Genomic DNA, 24690 nt, shown 5'->3' with positions numbered 1-24690 from the left:
AAACCGTTCTTCAAGACATGATAGTGTTAAATATCCGCTTAACTACAAACCATATTACAATTAAAATTCCTCCTAAAAAGAAGCCCGCAACCAGGCCCTTTAATTTTCCCAGCTTATTTACTGCCAATGGTAGCACAGGCTCATCAATTACTTGTATTAACGGAGTTTCCTGCCTTAACGATATTTTTGCAATCTCGAGGTTTTTTACAATTTCGCTGTATATGGCGCCACTGGCCTGTACATCAATTTGCTTTTTTTGCGAAGGCACTCTTAACGAAAGCATGGCCGGGTTAGCATTAGGAGCAGCGTCAATAGCAGAAGCGACACCACTTATGGAACTATTTAACACGCTTCGTACGCTATCTGCCTGTTTTTGCAATATCTGTATATTTTGTACGCTTTTTTTGGTCTTGGTTTGAGTGTAAAAATTATTTACAGTTTCAACTAATTTTGTATTAAATGCTTTAGCAAATAATTCATCTTTTGATGATACCGTTACCTTTATAATATTTAGTTTTTTATCTGGTTTAGTAACTGATAATAAACTTTTGTTGACTGTTTTTACCAGATCTGTTATAATACTGTCTTGTTTCCGGTTAAACTTTTCAGGATCGTCATTAAAAGAAATCGATGAGAGCTGTTTATCTTTCCAATTATCGCGCAGGTGGTTATAATCAATATATCTGTTAATAAGTAACTGCCTTTTTCCATCAAGATCAACTTCACTTAACAACGTTTTCTCTATCATTAACCGCGATTTGTATAACTCCAGAATATTATCTCCTTCAAATATCCCGCCGCCGCTGGATCCACCAATATCTATCCCGGCTAATGATGCTAACCCGGCATACTGGCTTAACCCCCCGCCCTTAACGCCATCTTCCAAAACAAAAGTACTTTCCGCAACATACACCGGCTTTTTTATAAAAGAATAAGCCAACCCTAAAACACCGCCAATACAAGCAATAATGAATATGGTTAACCATTTTGATTTAAGATAAGCAATAAGCGATCTTATTTTCAGGATGAAATCCTTTAAAGAAATATTGCTTTCCTGTACCGGCTCTTTATCCGTAATAATTATATCCTGCATTATTTACTCAAATTAATAATACCCAAAATTATTGCGCCTAACGATGCCAACCCAGTAGTTATACCAATTACCTCTGTTGCTGAAATGCCTCTCTTATCCGGTTTACGGGTTACAAAAATCTCACTTCCTGGTTTAACGGACGGATGCACATTAAAGAATAAAAATTTACCTGTACCTTTCACTGTCCCGTTCGGATATACCACATAAGCACCTCGTTTTAAAGCATCAGGCGAATACCCGCCGGCGTTAAGTATATAATCCTTAAATGATTTACTTTTACTGTAAACAACTGCGCTCGGGTAGAGCACTTCACCATTTACTCTTACCAATTGCTGTTGTTTCGGAATTCTGATAACATCATTATCTTCCATTATCAGATCAATAGAAGAACCCGGCTTTTCTAATATCTTTTTCAGATCGATCCCCACGAAATTATTCCTTGGCTGAAAATTGCTAACGTTTGTTGAATCAGAATTAACTTTACTCAAACGGTCTAATTTGCTAACGCGCTCCTGCTCAATAGCGGTGGTATCAATTTTATTTTTGTTAACACCCAATATGGCAAAATTGTCCCGTTTTAACGTTCCTCCGTCTACATCCGCCGAAGCAGTTAAACCGCCTGCACGTTCAATAATGTCGGATATTTTTTCGTTCTTTTTCTTTATCGTATAATAACCGGGATAAAGTACCTCTCCTTCTATCTTAACCGTACTTTGCTTTTCATAACCCGGCAAACTATATACCGATACAATATCAAATGGCTTCAGCACAAAATTTGCCTGTCCCTTTTTCAACTGTGCATCAACATCTATATTAAACACCTCCGCTAAACTGCTCGATCGCGAATTAGGATTGCTGTCATCAATACGGCGGGCAACCTCTATCCTCTTGGGGCTGGCCCCTTCCGTAAACCCGCCGGCTTTTAATATCAGATCCTCCACACTCATGTTCTCGGCATAAGCAAATTCTCCTACGTTTCTTACTTCGCCCTTAATGGTAACTTTATATTCGTCCCTCAGGTCAAAAATCGAGGAAATAGTTACCACATCTTCACGCTGTAAAACAATATCCGGAGCGGTTTTATTAAGTACACCATTTACATCAAATGAAATTAATTCCGTAGTGTTATCTGATTTTAGCCTGGTTATGCTCCCTCTGCCGGTAAATGCATCCTCTTTTAATCCGGCAGCATTCTTTATCAGCTGCGATACGGTTAAGCCCTTTTGCAGTTCATACTCCCCGGGTCTGAAAACCGCGCCATTTATGGTCACCCTGTTCTCATACCTGTCCAGTATACGTTCAACCGTATATTTATCGCCACGCAGTGGTATATAATTTTTATAATCACTCTCCAAAACATCGGTTATTCTCCGTTGTTGATCGCTGATCTGTGATACCTTTATACGAGCAGTATAAGCCTGATCGGTAAATCCGCCTGCAAAACGGATAACATCCTGCAGGGTTTCGCCGGGTAAAACCTCAAATAAGGCCGGATTTTTAACTTCGCCCACCATTTCCACACGGGTACGGTAAGTAGGCACTCTGATGATATCCTGATCCTGCAAGCCTATATTATCCTTCTGATCGCCTTTTACCAAAAAATCATACACATCCAAACGCCTGATGATACGGTTATTACGGATGATCTCTATTTGCCTGAAGGTACCGTTATTGTTTGGCCCGCCCGCGGCATACAGCGCGTTAAACACCGTAGCTAATGACGGCAGCGTATATGTACCGGGTTTAACTACCTCGCCTACCATTATTACTTTAATACTGCGGATGTTGCCTAAAGTAACCTGTACACTTGTCCCCCTGCCAACCGCATAATTATTTGCGGCCAGTTTGCTTTTTATAGATGCCGTTGCCTGCTCAATGGTTTTGCCCGATACATTTAAGATGCCTACACCCGGTATATTGATGTTACCTTCGGGCGATACATCAAGCTTCCAGTTTACCAATGAATTACCATAAACATTGATATTCAGCTGATCATCCGGACCCAGAATATAATTTACCGGGGTAGCCAGTTTTAAATTCGGCTCAAAAGTTACATTGCTGTTCCTGAACAGATCCGCGCCGAAAATATGAGGGATTAGCGCATTGGCTATATCCGTACTACGGCGGGGTGTACCTGTAGAGTCGGGTGTGTAATTTAAACCCCTCGCAACCGAAAGGTTCTGGTCGGTATTGTTATTATTAGCCGTAGCGTTACTTTTACGTAAGCTGCTGATGCGTTGTTGTAACTGCTGCAGTTGCTCGGCCGATAAACCCCGTGCCTGTAATTGCTGCGCTAACTGCTCATCAGACAGGCCCGAAGACTGAGCCTGCTGCATTAATTTCATTAGCTGCGCATCCGATAACTCATTTACGTTTACCGTTGATAAATTTTGTGGTGTTGTTTGCGCTGCTGCGGGGGCAAAAACGCCTGACATGCAAATTGCTGTTAGCAGTATAAAAATGTTTTTCAAATTCTTCATATATAAAAAGTAGATAAAACTGCCTTGTGTTAATGTAATGGCGAGTACATTAACTGAAAAAAGAATTTATTATCCGGGTATTTTGGTAATGCATTAAACATGGATCGGCAGATTTTTTAAAGCGTACAAATATATATTAAATTTTGAACGTTAAAATTCAAAATGATAGTGCGACCTCCTTAACCTTGTTTACCATTAAATTGTTTTTATTGTATCATAATAATGTTGCCTGCATAATGCATTACGTAAAGCTATGGCAAAATGTTAATTTTGAGCGATGGATTATTTTGAATTTTATAATATCCCGGAAACATTTTCGCCGGAGGCCGCGGCGCTGAAAAAACAGTTTTATACTTATAGCAAGCAGTATCACCCCGATTTTTTTGCGGGGGAAAGCGAAGAGCGCCAGCAGGAAATACTGGAACTATCAACCCTAAATAACAAAGCATACCAAACCCTGGCCGACCCTAATAAGTTGCTGGAATATATTTTAAAACGCCACGGAATGGTTAACGAAGGTGCCAAACCACAACTCCCCGGCGATTTTTTAATGGAGATGATGGATATTAACGAACGCCTGATGGAAATTGATAACGCGGACCAGCTTGCGGACATCACTACCGAAGTACTTGCCATTGAGGGCGATATGAACGAAGAGTTGGCCAAACTAACCGCGGATTATGAAGGGCTGGACGATACCGCTAAGGAAAGCCGCCTGAATGATATTGCAAATATTTATTACAGGCAAAAATATCTGTTGCGTATTAAAGAGAGTTTAAATACATTTGCAGCCCGGTTCTGAAAAGAATAGTATGCCCAGATGGCGGAATCGGTAGACGCGTTGGTCTCAAACACCAATGGCTGCAAGGCCGTGCCGGTTCGACCCCGGCTCTGGGTACTGGAAGCCTGATACGAAAAGTGTCAGGCTTTTTTTGCGTTCATTTTCCGATATTTAGGCCCGTTAATATTTGGATATGACCTAACACAACTTTGCATGGATCAACATAATCTTGAAAAAAGGGAAAATTTGGAAGAAATAATTGTATTAATAATAATTTAAAATAATCTAAATAGTTAAGTTGTAAAGTAAATACTATCGCAATACAGTTTAATAAGTTTAAATTTTATCGTCAATCCTTGTATTAAGTACTTCTACTATATTATTATGAAATATAAATTTAACAACTCGATGAACTGATTTAATATGAGATTTATTTACATCAGAATAATTTATCAAAACTTCAGCTTCCAATTTCATTTTTTTAACCTCTCCAAAGGGAATTAATTTTTTGTTTTTACGGAATAATGTGGTACTCAATTGAAAATTAGTTGTTTGTTTAGGATATAAAACACCCTCTATTATTTGTTTATTGGAATTGTCAATTCTATTCCATATTTGCCCATTATTATATATGTTGAAAATTACCACTTCATATTTAAGGGGTATATTTCCAACATTACTTATTTCCGAGATACTATTAAAACCTTGAACAAGTAGTTCATCGTTTGCTATGATATTTGTAACGATATTGTCGTTATCAGGTAAAGTAATGCCGATATTAGACATATTTAAAGATAAATACGATTGATTAACTATCTCAAATTGTTTGCTTGAAATTGTTAAAGATAACCAAGAAAAAAAAACAGACATCAACGATATTAATACAGCAAAAACTGAAATTATTTTTTCCGATTTAAACTTTGAAAAACTTAAATATTTATTAAATTTCATTATATAAAAGTAATAATTATGATTCTATGAATGCGTATAAAATTTATTTACTTGGGATCATATCATTAAATAAAAAGAAAGACGACAGTTCTAAACTCTATACCACAAAAAAGTTAGGGAATTTATCGATAAATCAAATCTCACCCCTGAGCAGTTGCTTTTTATTAAATCAAAAATCAAACTAAATTAATTTTGAAGGTGTAAGATTATCCATAATTTCACCCTCATGAGAAAGCTTGTTTACGGTATCAATATGAGTTTAGATGGTTGCTGCGATCACACTAAATTTGGTGGTGGTGATGATATTCATAACTATTTCCGCGAATTGCTGGAAGATGCCGATCTGATCATTTACGGTCGTAAAACTTATGAGTTGATGGTACCCTTCTGGCCGCAGGTAGCGCAAACGCAATCAATGGATGCAACCGTAAATGCCTTTGCCAAAACCTTTGCCGGTATCAACCGGGTGTTGGTATCCCGCACCATTACCCATACGGATGATGAGCGTACAACCATCATTAATAAAAACGTTAGGGAAGAGATACTGAAGCTGAAACAACAGCCGGGCAAAGCCATCTCTATCGGCGGTGTGGAACTACCCGCTCAACTGATAGAATGGGGTTTGGTAGATGAATTTCATATAGTGGTTCACCCGGTGATGGTTGGCCAGGGTCGGCGCTTGTTTACAGAAATGCACTTGCCCGAAAATTTAGGCCTTAAACTATCGGCATCGCAAACGCTCAGTAGAGGCTGTGTGGCATTAAGGTATGATAAGGTATAGGTCCGTAAAGGCTGTTAACTTCATTATTCCTTCCATTTTTTACTGTTCCGCAAACCAAAAAGCGGAACACTGTTAAAAAAACATAAAAAGCTGATTAATAATTATTTATAAATTTCATATAAAGTTAACCGTGCTGATTTACAAAATATTTATTTAATTAAATAGCTGATAAACAGATCGTTCCGCTTGTTCCGTTTTTTATATACACACCAGCGGAACACCCGAACAGATGACATCATTAAAGTTAATTTATATAATTTTTAAATCCCGTTATCATCCTGAAACAGTATTCTTTATTAGTGTATGCTTCCGCAAAACCATAAGCTATAAATAAACAGGGATGAATATTTGAAATTGCTAAAAATATTAGCAATTTTGAGCTATGAATCAAAATTCCCTGGATGTAAAACCCGAAGCAAGGGTGCTGTTTGTTGATATGAACAGTTATTTTGCCCGTTGCGAGCAACAGGCCAATTACTGGCTGCGCCACCGCCCGGTGGGCGTTTGTGTTTACACCGGTAAGTTTGGCTGTGTAATATCCCTTTCAACCGAAGCCAAGGAACGCGGCTTAAAGGCAGGTATGCGTTTAAACGATGCCATGGCCGTGTGCCCTGATCTGGTACCCGTGGAGAGCAACCCGGAAAGATACCGCCATTATCATAAAAAGATAATCGGGGTGTTGCGTAATTATTGTAATGATGTAGTACCCAAAAGCATTGATGAGGCCATCATCAACCTGAGCAATTACGACCATGTCGACCCGATGAAAATAGCCATTAATATTAAAAAGGATATCCTGCGGGACGTAGGTGAATGGTTAACCTGCTCGGTAGGGATTGCGCCAAACGCGTTTTTAGCCAAGCTGGCATCGGTAAGGGGCAAAAAAAGAGACGGGCTGATGATGATAACCCCCGAAAATATTGATGCGGTTTTAGCTGATCTGCGGTTGGGCGATCTGCCCGGTATAGGTGCCAACATGTCGTACAGATTGGAGCGCGCGGGTATAAAAACGCCCCTGCAAATGCGCTATGCTACTCCGCAGCTTTTAAAAAGTATATTTAAAAGTATTGATGGTATTTACTGGCATTATCGTCTGAATTTTATTGAGACCAATATTGTAGCGCATGATTACCGCGGAATGCAGGCCATGCGCCAGATATCTGCCGAAAAACGCAAACACATCAACTATATCGATCAGTTGTTTATGACTCTTTGCCTTACTTTAGAAAAAAGGATGGTACATCATAAATTCTACTGTAAATCGGTTGGGTTTACGGCACGTTATGAGGATGGCACTCGCTGGGATGATGCCTTTACCATTACTACGCCGGTACAGGATGCCATTAGCCTTATGCGGATGATACGCATACGTGTAACAAAGTTTGAAGAAACAACCGGCGCAGACCCCGTATTTAATACGCAGATAACCCAGTTAAGGGTAGCCGTTACTAATTTCGTAAATAACGGCAATATGCTGTATAGTCTTTTTGAAGATATGGACCGTAAGGAAACCGCTCTTAAAACCATGCACGAAATAAAGAACAAGTTCGGGCAGGATAAGCTGATACGGGCCGTGGAAATGACCGACGGCAAAGTGGTGCAGGATGTAATTGGTTTTGGTTCGGTAAAAGATCTTACCGATCTGGATTATAAATCAATATAAGCTAAACGGGTAATGATCTAACCCATAAAATTTATTTAAGCAGTACTAAATATTATCGTGTTGCTATATTCGTAATTATGAATCTGCTTGTATATCCTAAATCGTTTGTTCCTGTATTGCTTGCCATAATGGCCTTCACCCGGTGCCGGGTTGAGCCAGGAAGGTCGCACGGTGTAGATAGCGTTACCATAACTACTGCCCGGGCCGCTAACGACTCTAACCAAACGCCCCTTAAAAACATGTTCGGGATAAACAGTTACGAATGGAATTTCCTGGAAAATCCCGCTGCGCCAAATAACAGGAGTCATATTTATGAGGATAACATGGCGCTCATTAAATGCTTTAGTGCGGTAAGGCATTACATGAACTGGAACAAACTGGAGAACACCCGCGGTAATTATACCTATAACCCCACCAATAATGGCAGTTGGTATTACGATGTAATGTATACCCGATGCAAGCAGGATGGCATTATGGTTTTGGCCGATCTTAAAAACCTGCCGGTTTGGATGATGAACACCTACCCTGCCGACCAGCGGGATGATGAGGACATACCTGCCCCTTATGGTTCCGACCTCAGCTCCCCGGCAAGCTATGTGATACAGGCGCGTACGGCGTTTCAGTTTGCCGCTCGTTATGGTTATAATGCCGATGTAGACTCGTCACTGGTAAAGGTGGATAGCCGTCCCCGCTGGAAAAACGATCCGGTGAATGTGGTAAAAATAGGCCTCGGCCTGATAAGATATATAGAATGCGGAAATGAGAACGACCGCTGGTGGAAGGGCGACAAAGCCACGCAAACGCCCGAGCAATATGCCGCAAATCTGTCAGCGTTTTACGATGGGCACAAAGGTACACTGGGGCCAGATGCCGGCGTTAAAACCGCCGATCCGAATATGCAGGTGGTAATTGGCGGCCTTGCAACTGCCAATCCGGATTATGTGCGCCGCATGGTTGCATGGTGCAAAGCCAACCGGGGCTACAAGGCAGACGGCACGGTAAATCTTTGTTTTGATGTGATCAACTATCACCTGTACTCCAACGATGGCAGCGTATTAACGCACATCCGCGCTACAACGGGCGTAGCGCCTGAATTGTCAGAATCAGGCCGTATTGCCGATGGGTTTATAAAAATGGCAGCCGAACTACCTGGTAATATACCGGTTTGGGTTACCGAAACAGGATATGACATCAATCAGCAAAGTTACCAGCATGCACCTCCTATCGGTAATAAACCGGCATTGTTAACACAGGCCGACTGGATATTACGCAGTGCGTTGCTTTATATGAGGCACGGAATTAAACGGTTATTTTTTTATCAGCTGTTTGATGCGGTACCGGGTAACCCTGAACAGTACTCCACTTCAGGCCTGGCCGAAGGTACAAAACGCCGCCCGGCTGCCGATTACATTTTGCAAACCACCAAACTAATGGGCAACTATGTGTATAAAGGTACCATCCATGCCGATCCGCTGGTAGATAAGTATCAGTCGGGCAAAAAGGTAATGTATATACTCACCATCCCCGACCAAAAAGGCCGAACGGGAGAATACACCCTCGATCTGGGAACTGCTGCTAAAGCAAACCTGTATAACTTAAAAGTGGGCGCCGATGCCATGACCAAACAGGTGCTGAACACCGCAAACGGAAAATTAAAAGTACAGGTAACAGAAACACCCATTTTTGTGGAAGCAGCAGGGAATTAGCAGCAATATCTGACATTGGCAGGTGCACTTACAATATTTTCTTAAAAATATAAGCTATAATTTTCCTCAATCAATTTCTATAATTATATTGGGATACTTAAACCTTAAAAATAAATGGAAAATATTATTCCTGCCGAAGCAGCAATAGAAAAGTGTGATGCATGCTTTACAGATGTCGTAGCTGATGATGTTTATTGTACCAACTGCGGTTATCCTTTAAAGGGGTCCGATTTTGAACAAAGATCCTTTATCGCCAATCGTGATGTCATAGATATCGACATGAACGATTTCAACAATAAGATCAAATCAGCAAGAAACAGCTTATATTACCTTGCAGGGGTTTTTATGTTTGTGGGCGTTATCAATTTTTTCATCAAAAAGGATGACCCGGACATTTTAGCTTATGTTTTGGTTTATGTTATACTTGCGGCTTTGTTTTTAGCGCTGGGTGGCTATAGTCAAAAAAAACCGCTCGCCTGTATAGTTTCAGGTCTTTGCCTGTATACCATAGTGCAGGTGCTGGCCATTATAGATAACCCTGCTAACCTGGTGAGTGGCATAATAGTTAAAATTGTTATTATTGGTTATATGATAAAGGGGATAAAATCTGCGTTGGAACTGGAACGTTTTAAAAAGGAAAATAACATAACCTGAATAGTTTGGTAAGCGAAGAAATTAGTGCTGAAGTAATTGAATCTGCAGATCAAAAGAACTGTATATCCTGCAATGTACTAATAGCAGTTGATTGCAGGTTTTGCGGAAGTTGCGGTGCCAAACAATATTTAACAGAACCTGATAAGATAGGCAACCAGTGGCTGTTATTAAAACAATCGGCACTATTTTATGCCATTACCTTAATTATTTGCTGTGCGTCAAAATTCTTTGATGTATTTCAAACATTTTCGTGGCTGTTGTTTTTCAGTATAGCTCTTGCTGTGAATTCGCTGGCCTTTTTCCTTATCTATTGGAAAGAAAATAAAAAGCTACTGAATTTTATTAATTTCTCCATACAAAAAGCATCGCTATATGGGGCCATGGCTATGATGGGGGCTATTTTGGTCCACTATTCTGTTAGCTGGTTAAACCTGACCATATTCTCCAGAGAAGAAAATTATTATTATCTGTTTAAAGGAAATTTTTTTGCCGAACTGTTAATAGTTTTTTTCACAGCGGTTATGCCCGCTTTATTCGAAGAATTAGGTTTTCGTGGTTACCTGCTTGGCACGCTGTTAAAAGTAGCGGATAAAGAACAGGCTATTTATATATCAGCATTTCTTTTCGCTATAATTCACCTGAGTTTTATCTCATTATTCTGGCTTATCCCCTTTGCCTTGTTTATCGCTCATGTGCGCATACGGGAAAACACCTTATGGTATGGCATATTCTTCCACTTTTTCTTTAACCTTACCGCGTGTCTTTTTGAATTACTTTGATCCGATAAGGTAAAAAATTTACCTGTAATGATTTATCCGCTTAAAAAGTTATTTTTGCGCCTGAATGAAGCACATACGTAACTTTTGTATAATAGCACACATCGACCACGGTAAGAGTACTCTTGCCGACAGGTTGTTAGAATATACCAATACCATCACTCAGCGCGAATCGCAGGCACAATTGCTTGATGATATGGACCTGGAACGCGAGCGTGGTATTACCATAAAAAGCCACGCCATACAAATGGATTATGAGCTTGATGGTGAAAAATATACCCTCAACCTGATAGATACCCCCGGCCACGTCGATTTTTCGTACGAGGTATCACGTTCAATAGCAGCCTGCGAAGGTGCCTTATTGATAGTTGATGCCGCGCAGGGCATTCAGGCGCAAACCATATCTAATCTGTACCTGGCTTTGGAGAACGACCTGGAGATCATCCCGGTGCTGAATAAAATGGATCTGCCCGGTGCCATGCCCGAAGAGGTTAAGGATCAGATAGTGGATCTTATTGGTTGCAAACGCGAAGAAATTTTAGCCGCGTCCGGTAAAACGGGCCAGGGTGTACATGATATTTTACGGGCAATTGTTGAGCGTGTACCTCATCCTGTTGGCGACCCTGAAGCACCTTTACAAGCCCTGATATTCGATTCGGTATTTAACTCCTTCCGGGGTATTATTGCTTATTTCAAAGTTGTAAACGGCGAGATACGTAAAAACGATAAGGTAAAATTTGTTGCTACGGGCAAACAGTACCTGGCCGATGAAGTTGGTACATTAAAGTTGAGGCCACAAGCTAAGGATGTAATAAAGACAGGCGACGTGGGGTATATCATATCCGGCATAAAAGAAGCCCGCGAAGTAAAGGTGGGCGATACCATTACTAAGGTTGACCGCCCGTGCCCGCAGGGTATACAGGGGTTTGAAGAGGTAAAACCTATGGTATTTGCCGGTATTTATCCTGTTGATACCGAAGATTTTGAAGAATTACGCGAGAGCATGGCCAAGTTGCAGTTAAATGATGCATCTCTGGTTTTTGAGCCGGAATCATCAGCAGCTTTAGGTTTCGGTTTCCGTTGCGGATTTTTAGGAATGCTGCACATGGAGATCATCCAGGAGCGGCTGGAGCGCGAGTTTGACATGACGGTGATTACCACCGTGCCCAACGTATCTTATATTGCTTACACTACCAAAGGTGATGAAGTAACGGTAAACAACCCATCGGACTTGCCCGACCCAAGTAAAATTGACCGTGTAGAAGAGCCATACATTAAAGCAACCATTATTACCAAGGCTGAATTTGTTGGCCCGGTGATGTCGCTTTGTATACAAAAACGTGGTTTCATCAAAAACCAGTCGTACTTAACCGCCGATCGCGTGGAGATGGTATTTGAAATGCCAATGGGCGAGATCGTATTCGATTTTTATGATAAGCTAAAAACCATATCAAAAGGTTATGCATCATTTGATTACCACCAGATAGGATATCGTGCAAGCGATCTGGTACGATTGGATATCCGCTTAAATTCTGAACCGGTTGATGCCTTGTCATCATTGATATTCCGGGGTAACTCGTACGACTTTGGTAAAAAGATATGCGAGAAGCTAAAAGAGCTTTTACCGCGCCAGCAGTTCGAAATTATTATACAGGCATCTATTGGCGCTAAGATCATCGCGCGCGAAACGGTAAAAGCCTTACGTAAAGATGTTACCGCCAAATGTTATGGTGGTGATATATCGCGTAAGCGTAAATTGTTGGAAAAACAGAAAAAAGGTAAAAAACGCATGCGCCAGGTGGGTAACGTAGAGATACCGCAATCGGCGTTTATGGCGGTATTAAAATTGGATTAAATTTTAAACTCAAGAGCTATGAACCAGGATACAGGTTATTCTGGTTCTCGGCTCTTATATCCTGACTCTCAAATGCAGTTACTTGACGGAAAATTCGTATCAGAAAAGCTTAAGATAGAAATAGCGGAAGAAGCAGCTAAAATATTAGCACGTACCGGACGCAAGCCACACTTGGTGGCGGTTTTGGTTGGGCACGATGGCGGCAGCGAAACATACGTAGCCAGTAAGATGAAGAACTGCGAAAAGGTGGGCTTTAAATCGACTCTGGTACGTTATGAGGATAATGTTACAGAAGAGGAATTGCTTGCTAAAGTTGCTGAGTTGAACGCCGATGAGGATATAGACGGGATTATTGTACAGTTACCTTTACCTAAACACATCGATCCTGAAAAAGTAACCGAACGTATAGATCACCGTAAGGATGTAGATGGTTTTCATCCGGTTAATCTGGGCCGTATGCAACGCAACCTGCCTTCGTTTATTCCGGCTACCCCTTATGGTATCACCCTGATGCTGAAAGAATACGGAGTGGAAACATCGGGCAAGCATTGTGTAGTAGTGGGCCGCAGTAATATAGTAGGTTCGCCCATGAGTATTTTAATGGCTCGTAATACCTATCCCGGCAACTGTACCGTAACCATTTGCCATAGCCGTACACCCGATATTAAAAAATTTACCCTTGATGCGGATATACTCATCGTAGCCATAGGTAAAAAGAATTTCATAACTGCTGATATGGTGAAAGACGGTGTTGTGGTAATTGATGTGGGTATGAACCGTGAAACTTCTACGTTAACAAAATCCGGCTATAAGTTATATGGCGATGTCGATTTTGAGAATGTAGCACTCAAATCGTCCTTTATTACCCCCGTACCAGGCGGCGTAGGATTAATGACCATTGTGGGCTTGCTTAAAAACACACTGGCATCGGCCAATAAAGAAGTTTATCAATAAGGGTGATACTTAAAAATCTATTTGCAGGTTCATTAATGAGGGGTTTTTCATCACCTCATCCATACTGGTTACTAAAGTTACCTTGCGCCTGTCAGCAGATAATACCGCTTTTGGGTTGTTCAGCTTTTTTACCGGCTTAACAAAATTCAACACTACCTTATAAGGCATATCAATCAGCATGGCTTTGGCCATGGCAAACTTGGATCCGGTTTTTTTCAGAAAGGATTTGAATTTTTCTTTGTCGATTATACGGTAAAATTTATGCGGGGTAATTTCATAGTTATAATAATCCTGGCTTGTCAGTAATGATTTTGCATCAAAATCGCCGGGGGCTAACTTATTATCGGTTACATTAGCAAACTGGCTGTTCATTGATATATTATTCAAATGCTGCAGGTAATATTTAAGTTCCGAATTATTTTGCGCCTCATGATCAACACTCACCTTCATAATATTTTTTTTCAGGTTCATATTAATAGTCAGTTCACTTTTTTGAGTCATTTCTATTTCTTCAACCGTCATTTTATGAGAAATACTATCAGGTAGCGCACTATAAAAATTAAGGGTTGTATCTTTTACGAGATTGAACTGAGGGGTTTCCCTTACCGAATCTGTCATGAGGTTCATTAAAACGGAAACCGCTTTGCTCATATCAAAGGTGTACGCTACGTTGCAACTTCCATCAGCTTTAAAATCGTAATGTTCCTCAATATCAACGCATGAGCTAAAAGCAAGCACGATCAAAAAAAGAACCAATAAGCGAAGTCGTTTCATTTGCTTAAAATTAAAAGTAATATTTCTTAAAAAAGAAAGAAAGCGTGGTAAAAGACATTTTACTGTAAATAATGGCAGGATATGCTTTGCGCTTAGGGCATTAAACTTAAATTTGCAGCATAATTATGGCACAGGTTCCGGAAGATGGCACATTGCTTCCTTTAATGGAAGAGTTTTATACGATACAGGGTGAGGGTTACAACACCGGAAAAGCCGCGTACTTTATACGCCTTGGCGGCTGCGATGTAGGCTGCCATTGGTGCGATGTAAAAGAAAGCTGGGATGCAGATATGCATCCGCTTACCGCTGCAGATGAAATAGTGCAGCATGCATCTAAATACCCCTCAAAGGCAATTGTAGTTACCGGCGGCGAACCGCTTATCTACAATCTGGGTTATCTTACCGCTCAGCTGCAAAAAAGCGGTTTAAAAACTTTTATAGAAACTTCCGGCGCTTACCCCCTCTCGGGCAGTTGGGATTGGATCTGCTTATCGCCCAAAAAGTTCAAAGCACCTGTACAGCAGGTAGCTGATAAGGCAGATGAATTAAAAGTGATCGTATTCAACAAATCGGACTTTGCATTTGCAGAGCACAATGCGCTGATGGTTTCAGACAAATGCAAACTATACCTGCAGCCGGAGTGGTCAAAAGCAAAGGAAATGACCCCGCTTATTGTAGAGTATGTGATGAATAACCCAAAATGGGAAATATCCTTACAAACGCACAAATACCTGAATATCCCTTAGTATTTGTAACTTAGTTTGTTATTAAACGTATCAGACCATGATGCGAAAGCTATTTCTACTTGTTTTAATGCTGCTGATTACCGTGGATATATATGCGCAGCAACAACGTTATACTACTACGGACAAGGAAGCTATTAAGTTTTATGCGCTTGCCAACCAAAGTGTTGACGAGCATTTGTATGACGCGGCCATCGGCCAATTGCAGAAGGCCATAAAAGAAGACGATAAATTTGTAGAGGCTCATTTTTTGCTGGCGGACATTTACCGGCTTAAAAGGAACAACAAACCTGCTATTCAGGAATTTTTGAGAGTGATAGCACTCGACCCCGATTTTAACAGGGCGGTTTATCTTAAAATAGGCGACTGCGAAGTTTCCGAAGCTCAATACCCTGAAGCACAGCGGCACTTAGAAACATACCTTACCTACCCTAATATTATCCCGCAAAATATTGCCTACGCCCAAAAACTTATCAGTGACTGCAAATTCAGTATACAGGCGCAGCTACACCCGGTAGCCTTCACACCCATTAATATGGGCCCTGAAATTAACACCGTAAACGACGAGTATTTACCTGTGGCTACTGCTGATGAAAGTACCTTGATTTTTACCCGTAAGATAGATAACAACGAAGATTTTTATAAAAGCGACAGGCAAAACGGTGCCTGGAAAACAGCGACGTATTTAAGTGATGCTATAAACACACCACGTTACAACGAAGGTGCACAATCTATATCCCAGGATGGAAAATATTTATTTTTCACGGGCTGTAACCGCCCCGACGGCATGGGACGCTGCGACATATATATTGCCCGGAAAAAAGGCGACGACTGGGATAAACCCTTTAGCCTGAGTGCCCCGGTAAATACAACCGGATGGGAAGCTCAGCCATCCATAAGTGCCGATGGCCGCACCCTATATTTTGTGAGTAATCGCCGTGGCGGTTACGGTGGTTATGATATATGGAAATCAACCCTGACGGCTAAAGGTTGGGGGCAGCCAGAAAATTTAGGACCGAATATTAATACACCATATGACGAGCAATCACCATTCATCCACCCGGACGACAGTACCTTTTATTTTTGCAGTAACGGCTGGCCGGGCATGGGTAATAAGGATATTTTTGTAAGCCGTTTAGGTAAAGATGGCAAATGGCAAAAACCCGAGAATCTGGGCTATCCTATAAACTCCAGCGGAGACGAGAACGGACTTACCTTAACAGCAAACGGCTCCTATGCCTTTTTCTCATCAAACAATTTAAAAGGTTATGGCGGATATGATATTTACACTTTTGAATTACCTCAAAACCTGAGGCCTAATTCTGTAACCTATGTTAAGGGCATCGTAAGTGATATTAAAACAACTGCTCCATTGGAGGCCGCAGTTGAAATTATTGATCTGCAAAAGAACCTGCCTGTTTACCAGGATTACAGCTCTACAGAAAAGGGAGAATTTTTGGCTACGCTTACCACCGGAAAAAATTACGGATTAAATATTTCCAAACCAGGATACCTTTTCTATTCGGATAACTTTTCGCTTGTAGGTCATAAACCTAAGATGGCGTTTAATATTGCGGTGGCCTTATCGCCTATTGAGGTGGGTAACAAGGTAGTACTGAAAAACATTTTTTTTGACACCAATAAATACGACCTGGAAGATGAATCAAAGGCAGAACTGCAAAAGCTTATTGATTTCTTAACGCTTAACCCCGGATTAAAAATAGAAATATCCGGCTATACGGATAATGTAGGTAATGATAACACTAACCAGGTATTATCAGAGAACAGGGCAAAAGCTGTTTATCAATATTTGGTGGCTAAAGGTATCAATGCGTCACGCTTAGTATATAAAGGTTATGGTAAGGCCGAACCACTGGCGCCCAACACCTCAGATGAGAACCGGAGCAAAAACAGGCGCACCGAATTCAAGATCATAGGAAAATAAACCTGCTACGTTCTTTTATTAGTGCTGCAAAAACAAAAACGATTATTTATCATTCCTTAAATACACGAATACTTATACCTATATCTCTGCATAAATGAATAATCCTCTAACCCAATGGCTGCGGAAAACATATAATAAAGTAATTACCAGCATTGCGTTTTATCCTGCAATAATTGCTATTGGCTTTTTACTGTTTTCTTGGCTCATGCTGCAATTCGATTTTTCTGATATCGGAAAAAGTATTAAAACTAACTATAGCTGGATCCGTCTGCGCGATGCCAGTACCGCCCGGTCAATAGCATCAACTATAGCCGGCGGAATTATATCCTTAATGGTTTTTAGTTTTTCAATGGTGATGATATTGCTTAATCAGGCGGCCTCGCAAATGAGTAACCGTATGCTGGAAAGCATGATTGTAAACCGTTTTCAGCAAATTGTACTGGGCTTTTATTTGGGTACAATTGTTTATGCTTTATTTACAGTGAGCACTATCAGAGATGTTGATGCCGGCATTTACATTCCTGCACTAAGTATCTACCTGCTGCTTACCATTACTGTTGTTGATATTTTCCTGTTTATATATTTCCTGCATTATGTAACCCAGTCTGTAAAGTTTGAAACCATTATTGAACGGGTACATAAACAAACGCTGAATGCGTTATTTAAAACTTGCACAGCTAATAATGAAGCAGTTATCACTTCGCCTGATGTAAAATATTATATCGTAAAAATAAAAAGCTCGGGCTATTACCAGGGCTTTGATACCAAAGGACTATTAAAATTTACAAGCAAAAATAAATGCAGGGTAGAGATTTTGCACACATCCGGAACGTATTTACTACAGGGGCAAGATCTGTTAAAAGTTTACGATAAAACCGAACTTACAGAAGATGAAGAACATGACTTATTACTATCGATAGATATGTACGATGGCCAACCTATAGATAGAACTCCTTATTTTGGCTTTCATCAACTGGCAGAAGTAGCCATAAAAGCACTTAGTCCGGGTATTAATGATCCGCAAACGGCGGTATTAAGCCTGCATGCATTAACCAATCTTTTTTATTTTCGTCTTCATCACTTTCCAAAATTGGTTTACAACGATGAAGACGACAACATACGTATATGGTACAAAGAAATTAACTTTGAACAACTGTTAGAGAATTGCTTTAATCCCATATGGGATTATGGCTATAAAGACAGGTACATTCAAAATAGTATGAGGTTGATGCTGGAGCAGTTGATATCCTCTGCAAACAACCACCATCACCGTAAGTTATTACAAGATTTGCTGGACAAGGTTAATCTACAAATAGAAAAAACGCATAACAAGCAACCTGTTTAATTACCCACTTCCGAAAGGAATTTTATTCGCATCAGTTGAACCTCTTCCCGGGTATAATCGTCGCCCCCTAATTCGTTCAGTGCTTCATCAATAGAGTCAACCTCTGCAGTTTTAAAGTAATCAAATACTTCTTCCTGTTTATCCTCATCAATAAGCTCATCAATGTAATAGTTCAGATTAAGCTTAGTACCGGAATTTACTATGGTTTCCACCTCTTTTAGTATCTCTTCATAAGATAAGCCTTTAGATGCCGCTATATCCTCTAAATTCAAATGCCTGTCTATATTCTGGATAATAAAAACCTTAAGCGCCGACTTATTCGCCGCACTTTTGATCACCATATCAACTGGGCGGTCAATATCATTGTCTTCAACATATTTTTTGATCAGGTCAATGAATGGTGCTCCGAATTTCATGGCTTTACCTGCACCTACTCCCGATATTTGTTTCAGTTCATCGGTGCTTACCGGGTAGTGTGTACACATTTCCTCCAGCGATGGATCCTGAAATATTACAAAAGGCGGCAGGCCCTTTTGTTTGGCCAGCTTTTTACGCAGATCCTTAAGCATTTGCAGCAATTGGGTATCCAACGCGCCACCTCCGTGCTTAGGGCCGTCGTCGGCCTCGTCATCATCCGTAGCCCCCATATCACGATTTAATATAAAACGTATACTATAAGGGTTTTCAAGGAAAGAATTACCTGATTTGGTTAAGCGCAACAGTCCGTACTGGTCAATATCCTTTGATATAAAATTATCTAACAGCGCCTGGCGTAACAGGGAATTCCAAAGTTTTTCACCCTCCTCTTTGCCCGAGCCAAAGTAATCTAACTGATCGTGCTTGTAATTTTTAACCTGGGCGTCATCCTTACCCATTAAAATATTAATGAGGTGGCAATCATCAAATTTATCACCAATAAGCTTTAATAAACTCAATGCCTTGTGTAAGTGCTCTTCGCCATCAAAATGCACCTTTTGGGCACAACAGTTATCGCACATATTGTTGCAGCCGGCTTCGTTAAAATTTTCACCAAAGTAATGCAGCAACTGTTTACGACGACACACAGATGATTCTGCGTAATCAATAACTTCTTTAAGTATTTGTGTACCTATTTCCCGTTCGGCAACAGGTTTGTCTTTCATAAACTTTTGCAGTTTATCAATATCCTTACCCGAGTAAAACGCCACACAAACACCCTCACCCCCATCTCGCCCGGCGCGACCGGTTTCCTGGTAATACCCTTCCATGCTTTTAGGCATGTCATGATGAATAACATACCTTACATCAGGCTTATCAATGCCCATCCCGAAAGCTATGGTAGCTACAATAACATCCACATCTTCCATCAGGAATTTGTCCTGAGTATCAGCCCGCACCTTTGGGTCAAGCCCGGCATGGTATGGCAACGCCTTAACACCATTTAAATTCAGCGCTTCAGCAACCTCTTCCACTTTTTTACGGCTAAGGCAATAAATGATACCTGATTTGCCCTGGTTTTGCCTTACAAATTTTACGATCTCCTTAATAGCATTACGTTTTGCCCTAACCTCATAAAATAAGTTGGCACGATTAAAGGATGATTTAAAAACTGTGGCATTATTCATATGCAGGTTTTTTTGAATATCCTGCTGTACCTTAGGAGTAGCTGTAGCGGTAAGGGCTATAATAGGAATATTATCGCCTATATTACTTATTACCTGCCTTATCTTGCGGTATTCCGGTCTGAAATCATGTCCCCATTCCGAAATACAATGTGCTTCATCAACAGCAACAAATGACACCTGATTTAAGCGTAAGAAATCTATGTTTTCCTGTTTAGTTAACGATTCCGGCGCCACATAAAGTAATTTTGTCTTCCCGCTTAATACATCGTCTTTAACTCTGATAATATCTGTTTTGGTAAGTGATGAGTTTAAAAAATGAGCTATACTGTCCGATCCGCCAAAGGCCCTCAACTGATCAACCTGATTTTTCATTAGCGCAATAAGAGGAGATATCACAATTGCGGTACCTTCGCTCATTAATGCCGGCAACTGATAACACATAGATTTACCGCCCCCCGTGGGCATTATTACAAAAGTATCGTTACCGGCTAAAATATTAGTTATAATCGCTTCTTGTTCCCCCTTAAAGTTGTCAAATCCGAAGAAATTCTGCAGATTATCAAAAAGCGACTTTTTAGTCTCTATCATTATTTATTTATATGTTTGAAAATTATAGTTCAAAATAACACAAATTTATAAAAGAACGGTTCTGTTAATTAAAAATTTTATACTGGAATGATTATTCAATAAAACATAATTGTTATTTATTTATTAAATAATTCGACAAAACACATTGTGGTATTATTTAATACCAGATAATAATAAATTTACAAATTATTGTACACATTTAACACGCCTTTTAAAAATTAAATTCTTATTATATACGATGAATAAAAACTACTATGCTATAATTATGGCCGGCGGAATAGGAAGCAGATTTTGGCCTATAAGCCGCACAAGTCATCCAAAGCAATTCATTGACATTTTAGGTACCGGAAAAACGTTAATACAGAACACTTACGAGCGTTTTTTGAAGGTATGTCCGAAGGAAAATATTTATATAGTAACCAATGACAGTTATACGCATCTGGTAAAAAAACAATTGCCCGAAATTGCCGATCAGCAAATATTAACGGAACCGATTATGCGCAATACAGCGCCTTGCGTAGCGTACGGTTGTTTTAAAATTGAAACTTTAAATCCGGATGCCGCCATTGTTGTTGCCCCATCAGATCATTTGATACTTGATGAAACAGCCTTTATTACGGCAATTGAAAAATCGTTACAGGCAGCATCAACACAAAATTGCCTCATCACATTAGGTATTAAGCCGTCCCGGCCGGATACAGGTTACGGCTACATACAGTATATGGATGACACCATACATGGCGATTTTCATAAAGTAAAAACATTCACTGAAAAACCTACGCTTGAAATTGCACAGACATTTATACAAAGCGGGGACTTTTTATGGAACGCCGGGATTTTTGTATGGTCGGCAAAAGCCATAGTAGAAGCGTTTAACCGTTACCTGCCCGAAATGCATGAAATATTTGCTGAAGCAAGAAGCGTTTACAACAGTGATGAGGAAAGGGAGTTTGTACACCGTATATATCAGCGATGTGTAAACATATCAATAGATTATGGCATTATGGAAAAGGCGGAGAATGTGTATGTATTACCATCAGAATTTGGATGGTCAGATCTTGGCACCTGGGCATCTATTTATCAGCTTGCCGAAAAAGATTATGTGGGCAATGCCGTGATACCTGCCGAGAAAGTGATCATGTATGATTCATCAAACTGCATGGTTAATGTGCCCGGCGAAAAGTTGGTGATATTACAAGGCCTGCATGATTTTATTGTAGTGGAATCAAACAATTCTTTGCTGATATGCCCGCGCGACCAGGAACAAAATATTAAGCAGATTGTAACCGACGTTAAAAATAAATTCGGTACCAGATATATATAACCGCTTATAAACCGTCCTATAAAAAAGCTTGACCGTTAACTCCGATCAGGCTTTTTTATAATATATTACTACGCTGTCTTATGGCCTCATAAACTATTACGGCAGTAGAAACCGAAACATTTAGGGATTCTATTTCTCCGTACATGGGTATTTTTGCCAGATGATCGGCTATTCTGATGATATCGTTACGAATACCGTCTTCTTCTGAGCCCATAATAATGGCAGTTGGTGCTGTATAATCAGGTTTGTATATATTATCGTTTGTTTTTTCGGTACAGCACACCAGTTGCAGACCCGACTCCTGCAAAAACTTTACAGTTTGCATGAAATTATCGTGGCGGCATACCGGAATTTTATATAATGCACCTGCCGATGTCTTTATAGCGTCAGGATTTATTTGTGCCGAACCCTTTGCAGGTATAACAATGGCATGTACACCAGCACATTCCGCTGTGCGCGCTATAGCGCCCATATTACGTACATCTGTTATGCTATCCAACACAAGTATTAAGGGCACCTCGCCCTTTTCAAATATCGCCGGAATAATATCCTCTGCCTTTTGATAAATGATAGGTGATATAAAAGCAATAACACCCTGATGGTTTTTTAACGTGATACGGTTAAGTTTTTCTACAGGAACCTGCTGTGCCGTTATATTGTATTCAGTAAGTACACCCCTCAGTTCGTTTAGTAAGCCGCCGCCTAACCCACGTTGTATATATAGCGACTCTATTTCCTTTCCCGAACGGATAGCCTCTACAACCGTTCTTATCCCAAAAACCATCTGGTTGCCTTCTCTTACCGGTTTAGCATTATACGCCATTAAATCAAATTTATGTTTGTCCAAAAGTAGCTATATTAACTCATTTAACCATAATTGAACTCAAGTGGTGAATTGGTTTTTTTAAAATAGCTAACAATTAAAAAGTTTATCAACATAACTGATGTTAAGGCACTTATATTGATACTAACACGTTATACACATGTATTGTTAATAATTGCCCGGTAAATATATAGTGCTGTTAATGTTTTTCTTACCTCTTAAAAACAATTGTTAACGTTTTCATATGCCGCACAAAACATATTTTGTATATTTTTGTTCACCATGATTTTTGAGAACGACAAGCCTAATTATAAACCTGATACTAACGATAGAAAAAGCCGTTTTACAGCACCTGCCCCTTACAGCGGATTAGGGAAATTACCACCACAGGCAACCGATCTTGAGGAAGCTGTTTTAGGTGCTTTAATGCTCGAAAAAGATGCGCTATCCTCGGTAATAGACATTCTTAAACCTGAGGTTTTTTATAAAGATAATCATCAAAAGATATTCCAGGCAATACGTACCTTGTTTGAAAAAACATCGCCGGTTGATATACTTACCGTTACCGCGCAATTACGCCAGCAGGGTGAGCTGGAAATGATAGGAGGCGCTTATTATATTACGGAATTAACTAATCGTGTTGCCTCAGCAGCTAACATCGAATATCACTCCCGCATCATCATTCAAAAATTCATTCAGCGCGAACTTATCAGAATTTCTACAGATGTGATTAACAGTGCTTACGAAGACACCAGTGATGTACTTGATCTGTTAGACAGGGCCGAAAAAAACCTTTTTGATATTGCCCAAAACAATCTTCGCCGCGACTCGCGCAAGATGGACGACCTGATGCATGAGACCATGAAGGAAATTGAAGCCCTGAAGGATAAAAAAGATGGCTTAACAGGCATCGCTTCGGGCTTTACCGATCTTGACCGTATGACCTCTGGCTGGCAAAAATCCGACCTTGTGATCATCGCTGCCCGGCCTGCTATGGGTAAAACAGCTTTTGTATTAAGCTGCGCGCGTAACGCGGCAGTTGATTTTAATAAACCGGTGGTGGTATTTTCACTGGAAATGTCTTCTGTTCAGTTGGTTAACCGTTTAATATCCGGAGAGTCAGAAATTGAACAGGAAAAGATACGTAAGGGTACTTTAGAAGAATGGGAATGGCAGCAGATACATACCAAGATCGGCCGGTTAGAGCAGGCACCACTTATTATTGATGATACCCCTGCGCTAAATATCTTCGAGTTCAGGGCTAAATGCCGTCGTTTAAAATCCCAGCACGATATTCAGTTAATTATAATTGACTACCTGCAATTAATGCAAGGCAAGGCCGATGGCAAAGGTGGCGGTAACCGCGAGCAGGAGATCGGTAGTATTTCAAGGGCACTGAAATCTGTAGCTAAAGAACTTAACGTGCCGGTTATAGCACTATCGCAGTTAAGCCGTGCGGTTGAAAACCGCCCCGGGGGGTCAAAAAGGCCTATGCTGTCGGATTTGCGTGAATCGGGTTCAATTGAACAGGATGCGGATATGGTATTATTCCTTTACCGCCCTGAATACTATGGATTGGATATGGATGAAGACAACAATCCTACACAAGGTGTTGGAGAGGTTATTATTGCCAAGCACCGTAACGGTGAAACCGGCCGCGTAAGATTAAAATTTGTGGGCAAATACGTTAAATTTACTGACCTGGAAACAGGAATGGGTGATTTCCCTGCCGGCGGGAACGCATTTTCCAGCTTAGGACCGTCACAGGATTTTGACAAGCAAAGCAACTTTATTATACGCCCGTCGCGGATGGATGATATTGACGACGAACCGCCTTTTTAATTGTAGAA

The 24690-nt window shown here is 40.4% G+C and carries 19 protein-coding genes and 1 tRNA gene; 14 read left to right on the top strand and 6 right to left on the bottom strand.

Going from position 1 to position 24690, the window contains the following annotated elements; genetic code table 11:
• Positions 1–10: 10 nt before the first annotated feature.
• Both I5M19_RS17540 and I5M19_RS17535 read right to left on the bottom strand, forming a co-directional pair.
• Positions 11–1093, bottom strand: a complete 1083-nt coding sequence (locus I5M19_RS17540) for a Wzz/FepE/Etk N-terminal domain-containing protein (RefSeq protein WP_200067646.1) — start codon at positions 1091–1093, stop codon at positions 11–13.
• A complete protein-coding gene (locus I5M19_RS17535) occupies positions 1093–3573 on the bottom strand; it encodes an SLBB domain-containing protein (RefSeq protein ID WP_235985868.1) in 2481 nt (826 codons plus the stop codon). The genes I5M19_RS17540 and I5M19_RS17535 overlap by 1 nt, the downstream gene beginning before the upstream one ends.
• A 277-nt stretch (positions 3574–3850) precedes the next feature.
• Here I5M19_RS17535 and I5M19_RS17530 point away from each other — a divergent pair, with 277 nt between their 5' ends.
• Positions 3851–4375, top strand: a complete 525-nt coding sequence (locus tag I5M19_RS17530) for an iron-sulfur cluster co-chaperone HscB C-terminal domain-containing protein (protein ID WP_200067645.1) — start codon at positions 3851–3853, stop codon at positions 4373–4375.
• Between the two features lie 12 nt (positions 4376–4387).
• Positions 4388–4471, top strand: a tRNA-Leu gene (locus tag I5M19_RS17525).
• Positions 4472–4690: 219 nt separating this feature from the next.
• Here the strand turns inward: I5M19_RS17525 and I5M19_RS17520 are convergent.
• Positions 4691–5305: a hypothetical protein gene (locus I5M19_RS17520; protein ID WP_200067644.1), complete on the bottom strand. Its 615-nt coding sequence runs from the start codon at positions 5303–5305 to the stop codon at positions 4691–4693.
• A 226-nt stretch (positions 5306–5531) separates the two neighbouring features.
• Between I5M19_RS17520 and I5M19_RS17515 the strand changes: the two genes are divergently transcribed.
• The 7 genes from I5M19_RS17515 to I5M19_RS17485 all read left to right on the top strand — a co-directional run bounded on the left by I5M19_RS17515 (position 5532) and on the right by I5M19_RS17485 (position 13694).
• Positions 5532–6086: a dihydrofolate reductase family protein gene (locus tag I5M19_RS17515; protein WP_200067643.1), complete on the top strand. Its 555-nt coding sequence runs from the start codon at positions 5532–5534 to the stop codon at positions 6084–6086.
• 382 nt (positions 6087–6468) lie between these two features.
• Entirely contained in the window at positions 6469–7749 is a 1281-nt protein-coding gene (locus I5M19_RS17510; RefSeq protein WP_200067642.1) for a DNA polymerase Y family protein, read from the top strand.
• Between the two features lie 77 nt (positions 7750–7826).
• Positions 7827–9455, top strand: coding sequence for a hypothetical protein (locus I5M19_RS17505; protein WP_200067641.1), 1629 nt, complete (start codon positions 7827–7829; stop codon positions 9453–9455).
• Between the two features lie 114 nt (positions 9456–9569).
• Positions 9570–10109 (top strand): hypothetical protein, encoded by a 540-nt coding sequence (locus tag I5M19_RS17500; RefSeq protein WP_200067640.1) that lies wholly within the window; start codon positions 9570–9572, stop codon positions 10107–10109.
• Between the two features lie 5 nt (positions 10110–10114).
• Positions 10115–10888, top strand: a complete 774-nt coding sequence (locus I5M19_RS17495) for a CPBP family intramembrane glutamic endopeptidase (RefSeq protein ID WP_200067639.1) — start codon at positions 10115–10117, stop codon at positions 10886–10888.
• A 64-nt stretch (positions 10889–10952) separates the two neighbouring features.
• A complete protein-coding gene (gene lepA, locus I5M19_RS17490) occupies positions 10953–12740 on the top strand; it encodes a translation elongation factor 4 (protein ID WP_200067638.1) in 1788 nt (595 codons plus the stop codon).
• A gap of 72 nt (positions 12741–12812) precedes the next feature.
• Positions 12813–13694, top strand: a complete 882-nt coding sequence (locus tag I5M19_RS17485; protein WP_200067715.1) for a bifunctional 5,10-methylenetetrahydrofolate dehydrogenase/5,10-methenyltetrahydrofolate cyclohydrolase — start codon at positions 12813–12815, stop codon at positions 13692–13694.
• A 9-nt stretch (positions 13695–13703) separates the two neighbouring features.
• On the opposite strand, the gene I5M19_RS17480 is transcribed toward I5M19_RS17485, so the two are convergent.
• On the bottom strand, positions 13704–14468 hold the full coding sequence (locus I5M19_RS17480; RefSeq protein WP_200067637.1) for a hypothetical protein: 765 nt from the start codon (positions 14466–14468) through the stop codon (positions 13704–13706).
• A gap of 122 nt (positions 14469–14590) precedes the next feature.
• On the opposite strand from I5M19_RS17480, the gene I5M19_RS17475 reads away from it, so the two are divergent.
• The 3 genes from I5M19_RS17475 to I5M19_RS17465 all read left to right on the top strand — a co-directional run bounded on the left by I5M19_RS17475 (position 14591) and on the right by I5M19_RS17465 (position 18501).
• Entirely contained in the window at positions 14591–15214 is a 624-nt protein-coding gene (locus tag I5M19_RS17475; RefSeq protein ID WP_200067714.1) for a 7-carboxy-7-deazaguanine synthase QueE, read from the top strand.
• Positions 15215–15251: 37 nt separating this feature from the next.
• Positions 15252–17156, top strand: coding sequence for an OmpA family protein (locus I5M19_RS17470; RefSeq protein ID WP_235985867.1), 1905 nt, complete (start codon positions 15252–15254; stop codon positions 17154–17156).
• A 94-nt stretch (positions 17157–17250) separates the two neighbouring features.
• Positions 17251–18501, top strand: a complete 1251-nt coding sequence (locus I5M19_RS17465) for a DUF2254 domain-containing protein (protein WP_200067636.1) — start codon at positions 17251–17253, stop codon at positions 18499–18501.
• On the opposite strand, the gene recQ is transcribed toward I5M19_RS17465, so the two are convergent.
• Positions 18498–20690: a DNA helicase RecQ gene (recQ, locus tag I5M19_RS17460; protein ID WP_200067712.1), complete on the bottom strand. Its 2193-nt coding sequence runs from the start codon at positions 20688–20690 to the stop codon at positions 18498–18500. The genes I5M19_RS17465 and recQ overlap by 4 nt on opposite strands.
• Before the next feature lie 241 nt (positions 20691–20931).
• Here recQ and I5M19_RS17455 point away from each other — a divergent pair, with 241 nt between their 5' ends.
• Positions 20932–22017 carry a mannose-1-phosphate guanylyltransferase gene (locus I5M19_RS17455; protein WP_200067635.1) on the top strand — a complete coding sequence of 362 codons (1086 nt, stop codon included), beginning with the start codon at positions 20932–20934 and terminating at the stop codon, positions 22015–22017.
• 55 nt (positions 22018–22072) lie between these two features.
• Here I5M19_RS17455 and rlmB read toward each other — a convergent pair whose 3' ends face one another.
• Positions 22073–22840, bottom strand: a complete 768-nt coding sequence (rlmB, locus tag I5M19_RS17450; RefSeq protein ID WP_200067711.1) for a 23S rRNA (guanosine(2251)-2'-O)-methyltransferase RlmB — start codon at positions 22838–22840, stop codon at positions 22073–22075.
• A gap of 282 nt (positions 22841–23122) precedes the next feature.
• Between rlmB and dnaB the strand changes: the two genes are divergently transcribed.
• A complete protein-coding gene (gene dnaB, locus I5M19_RS17445; protein WP_200067634.1) occupies positions 23123–24682 on the top strand; it encodes a replicative DNA helicase in 1560 nt (519 codons plus the stop codon).
• The last annotated feature ends 8 nt before the right edge of the window (positions 24683–24690 follow it).

It is taken from the genome of Mucilaginibacter segetis, assembly GCF_016522075.1.
Lineage (GTDB): Bacteria > Bacteroidota > Bacteroidia > Sphingobacteriales > Sphingobacteriaceae > Mucilaginibacter > Mucilaginibacter segetis.
This window is presented reverse-complemented; position numbering and strand designations above follow the sequence as displayed.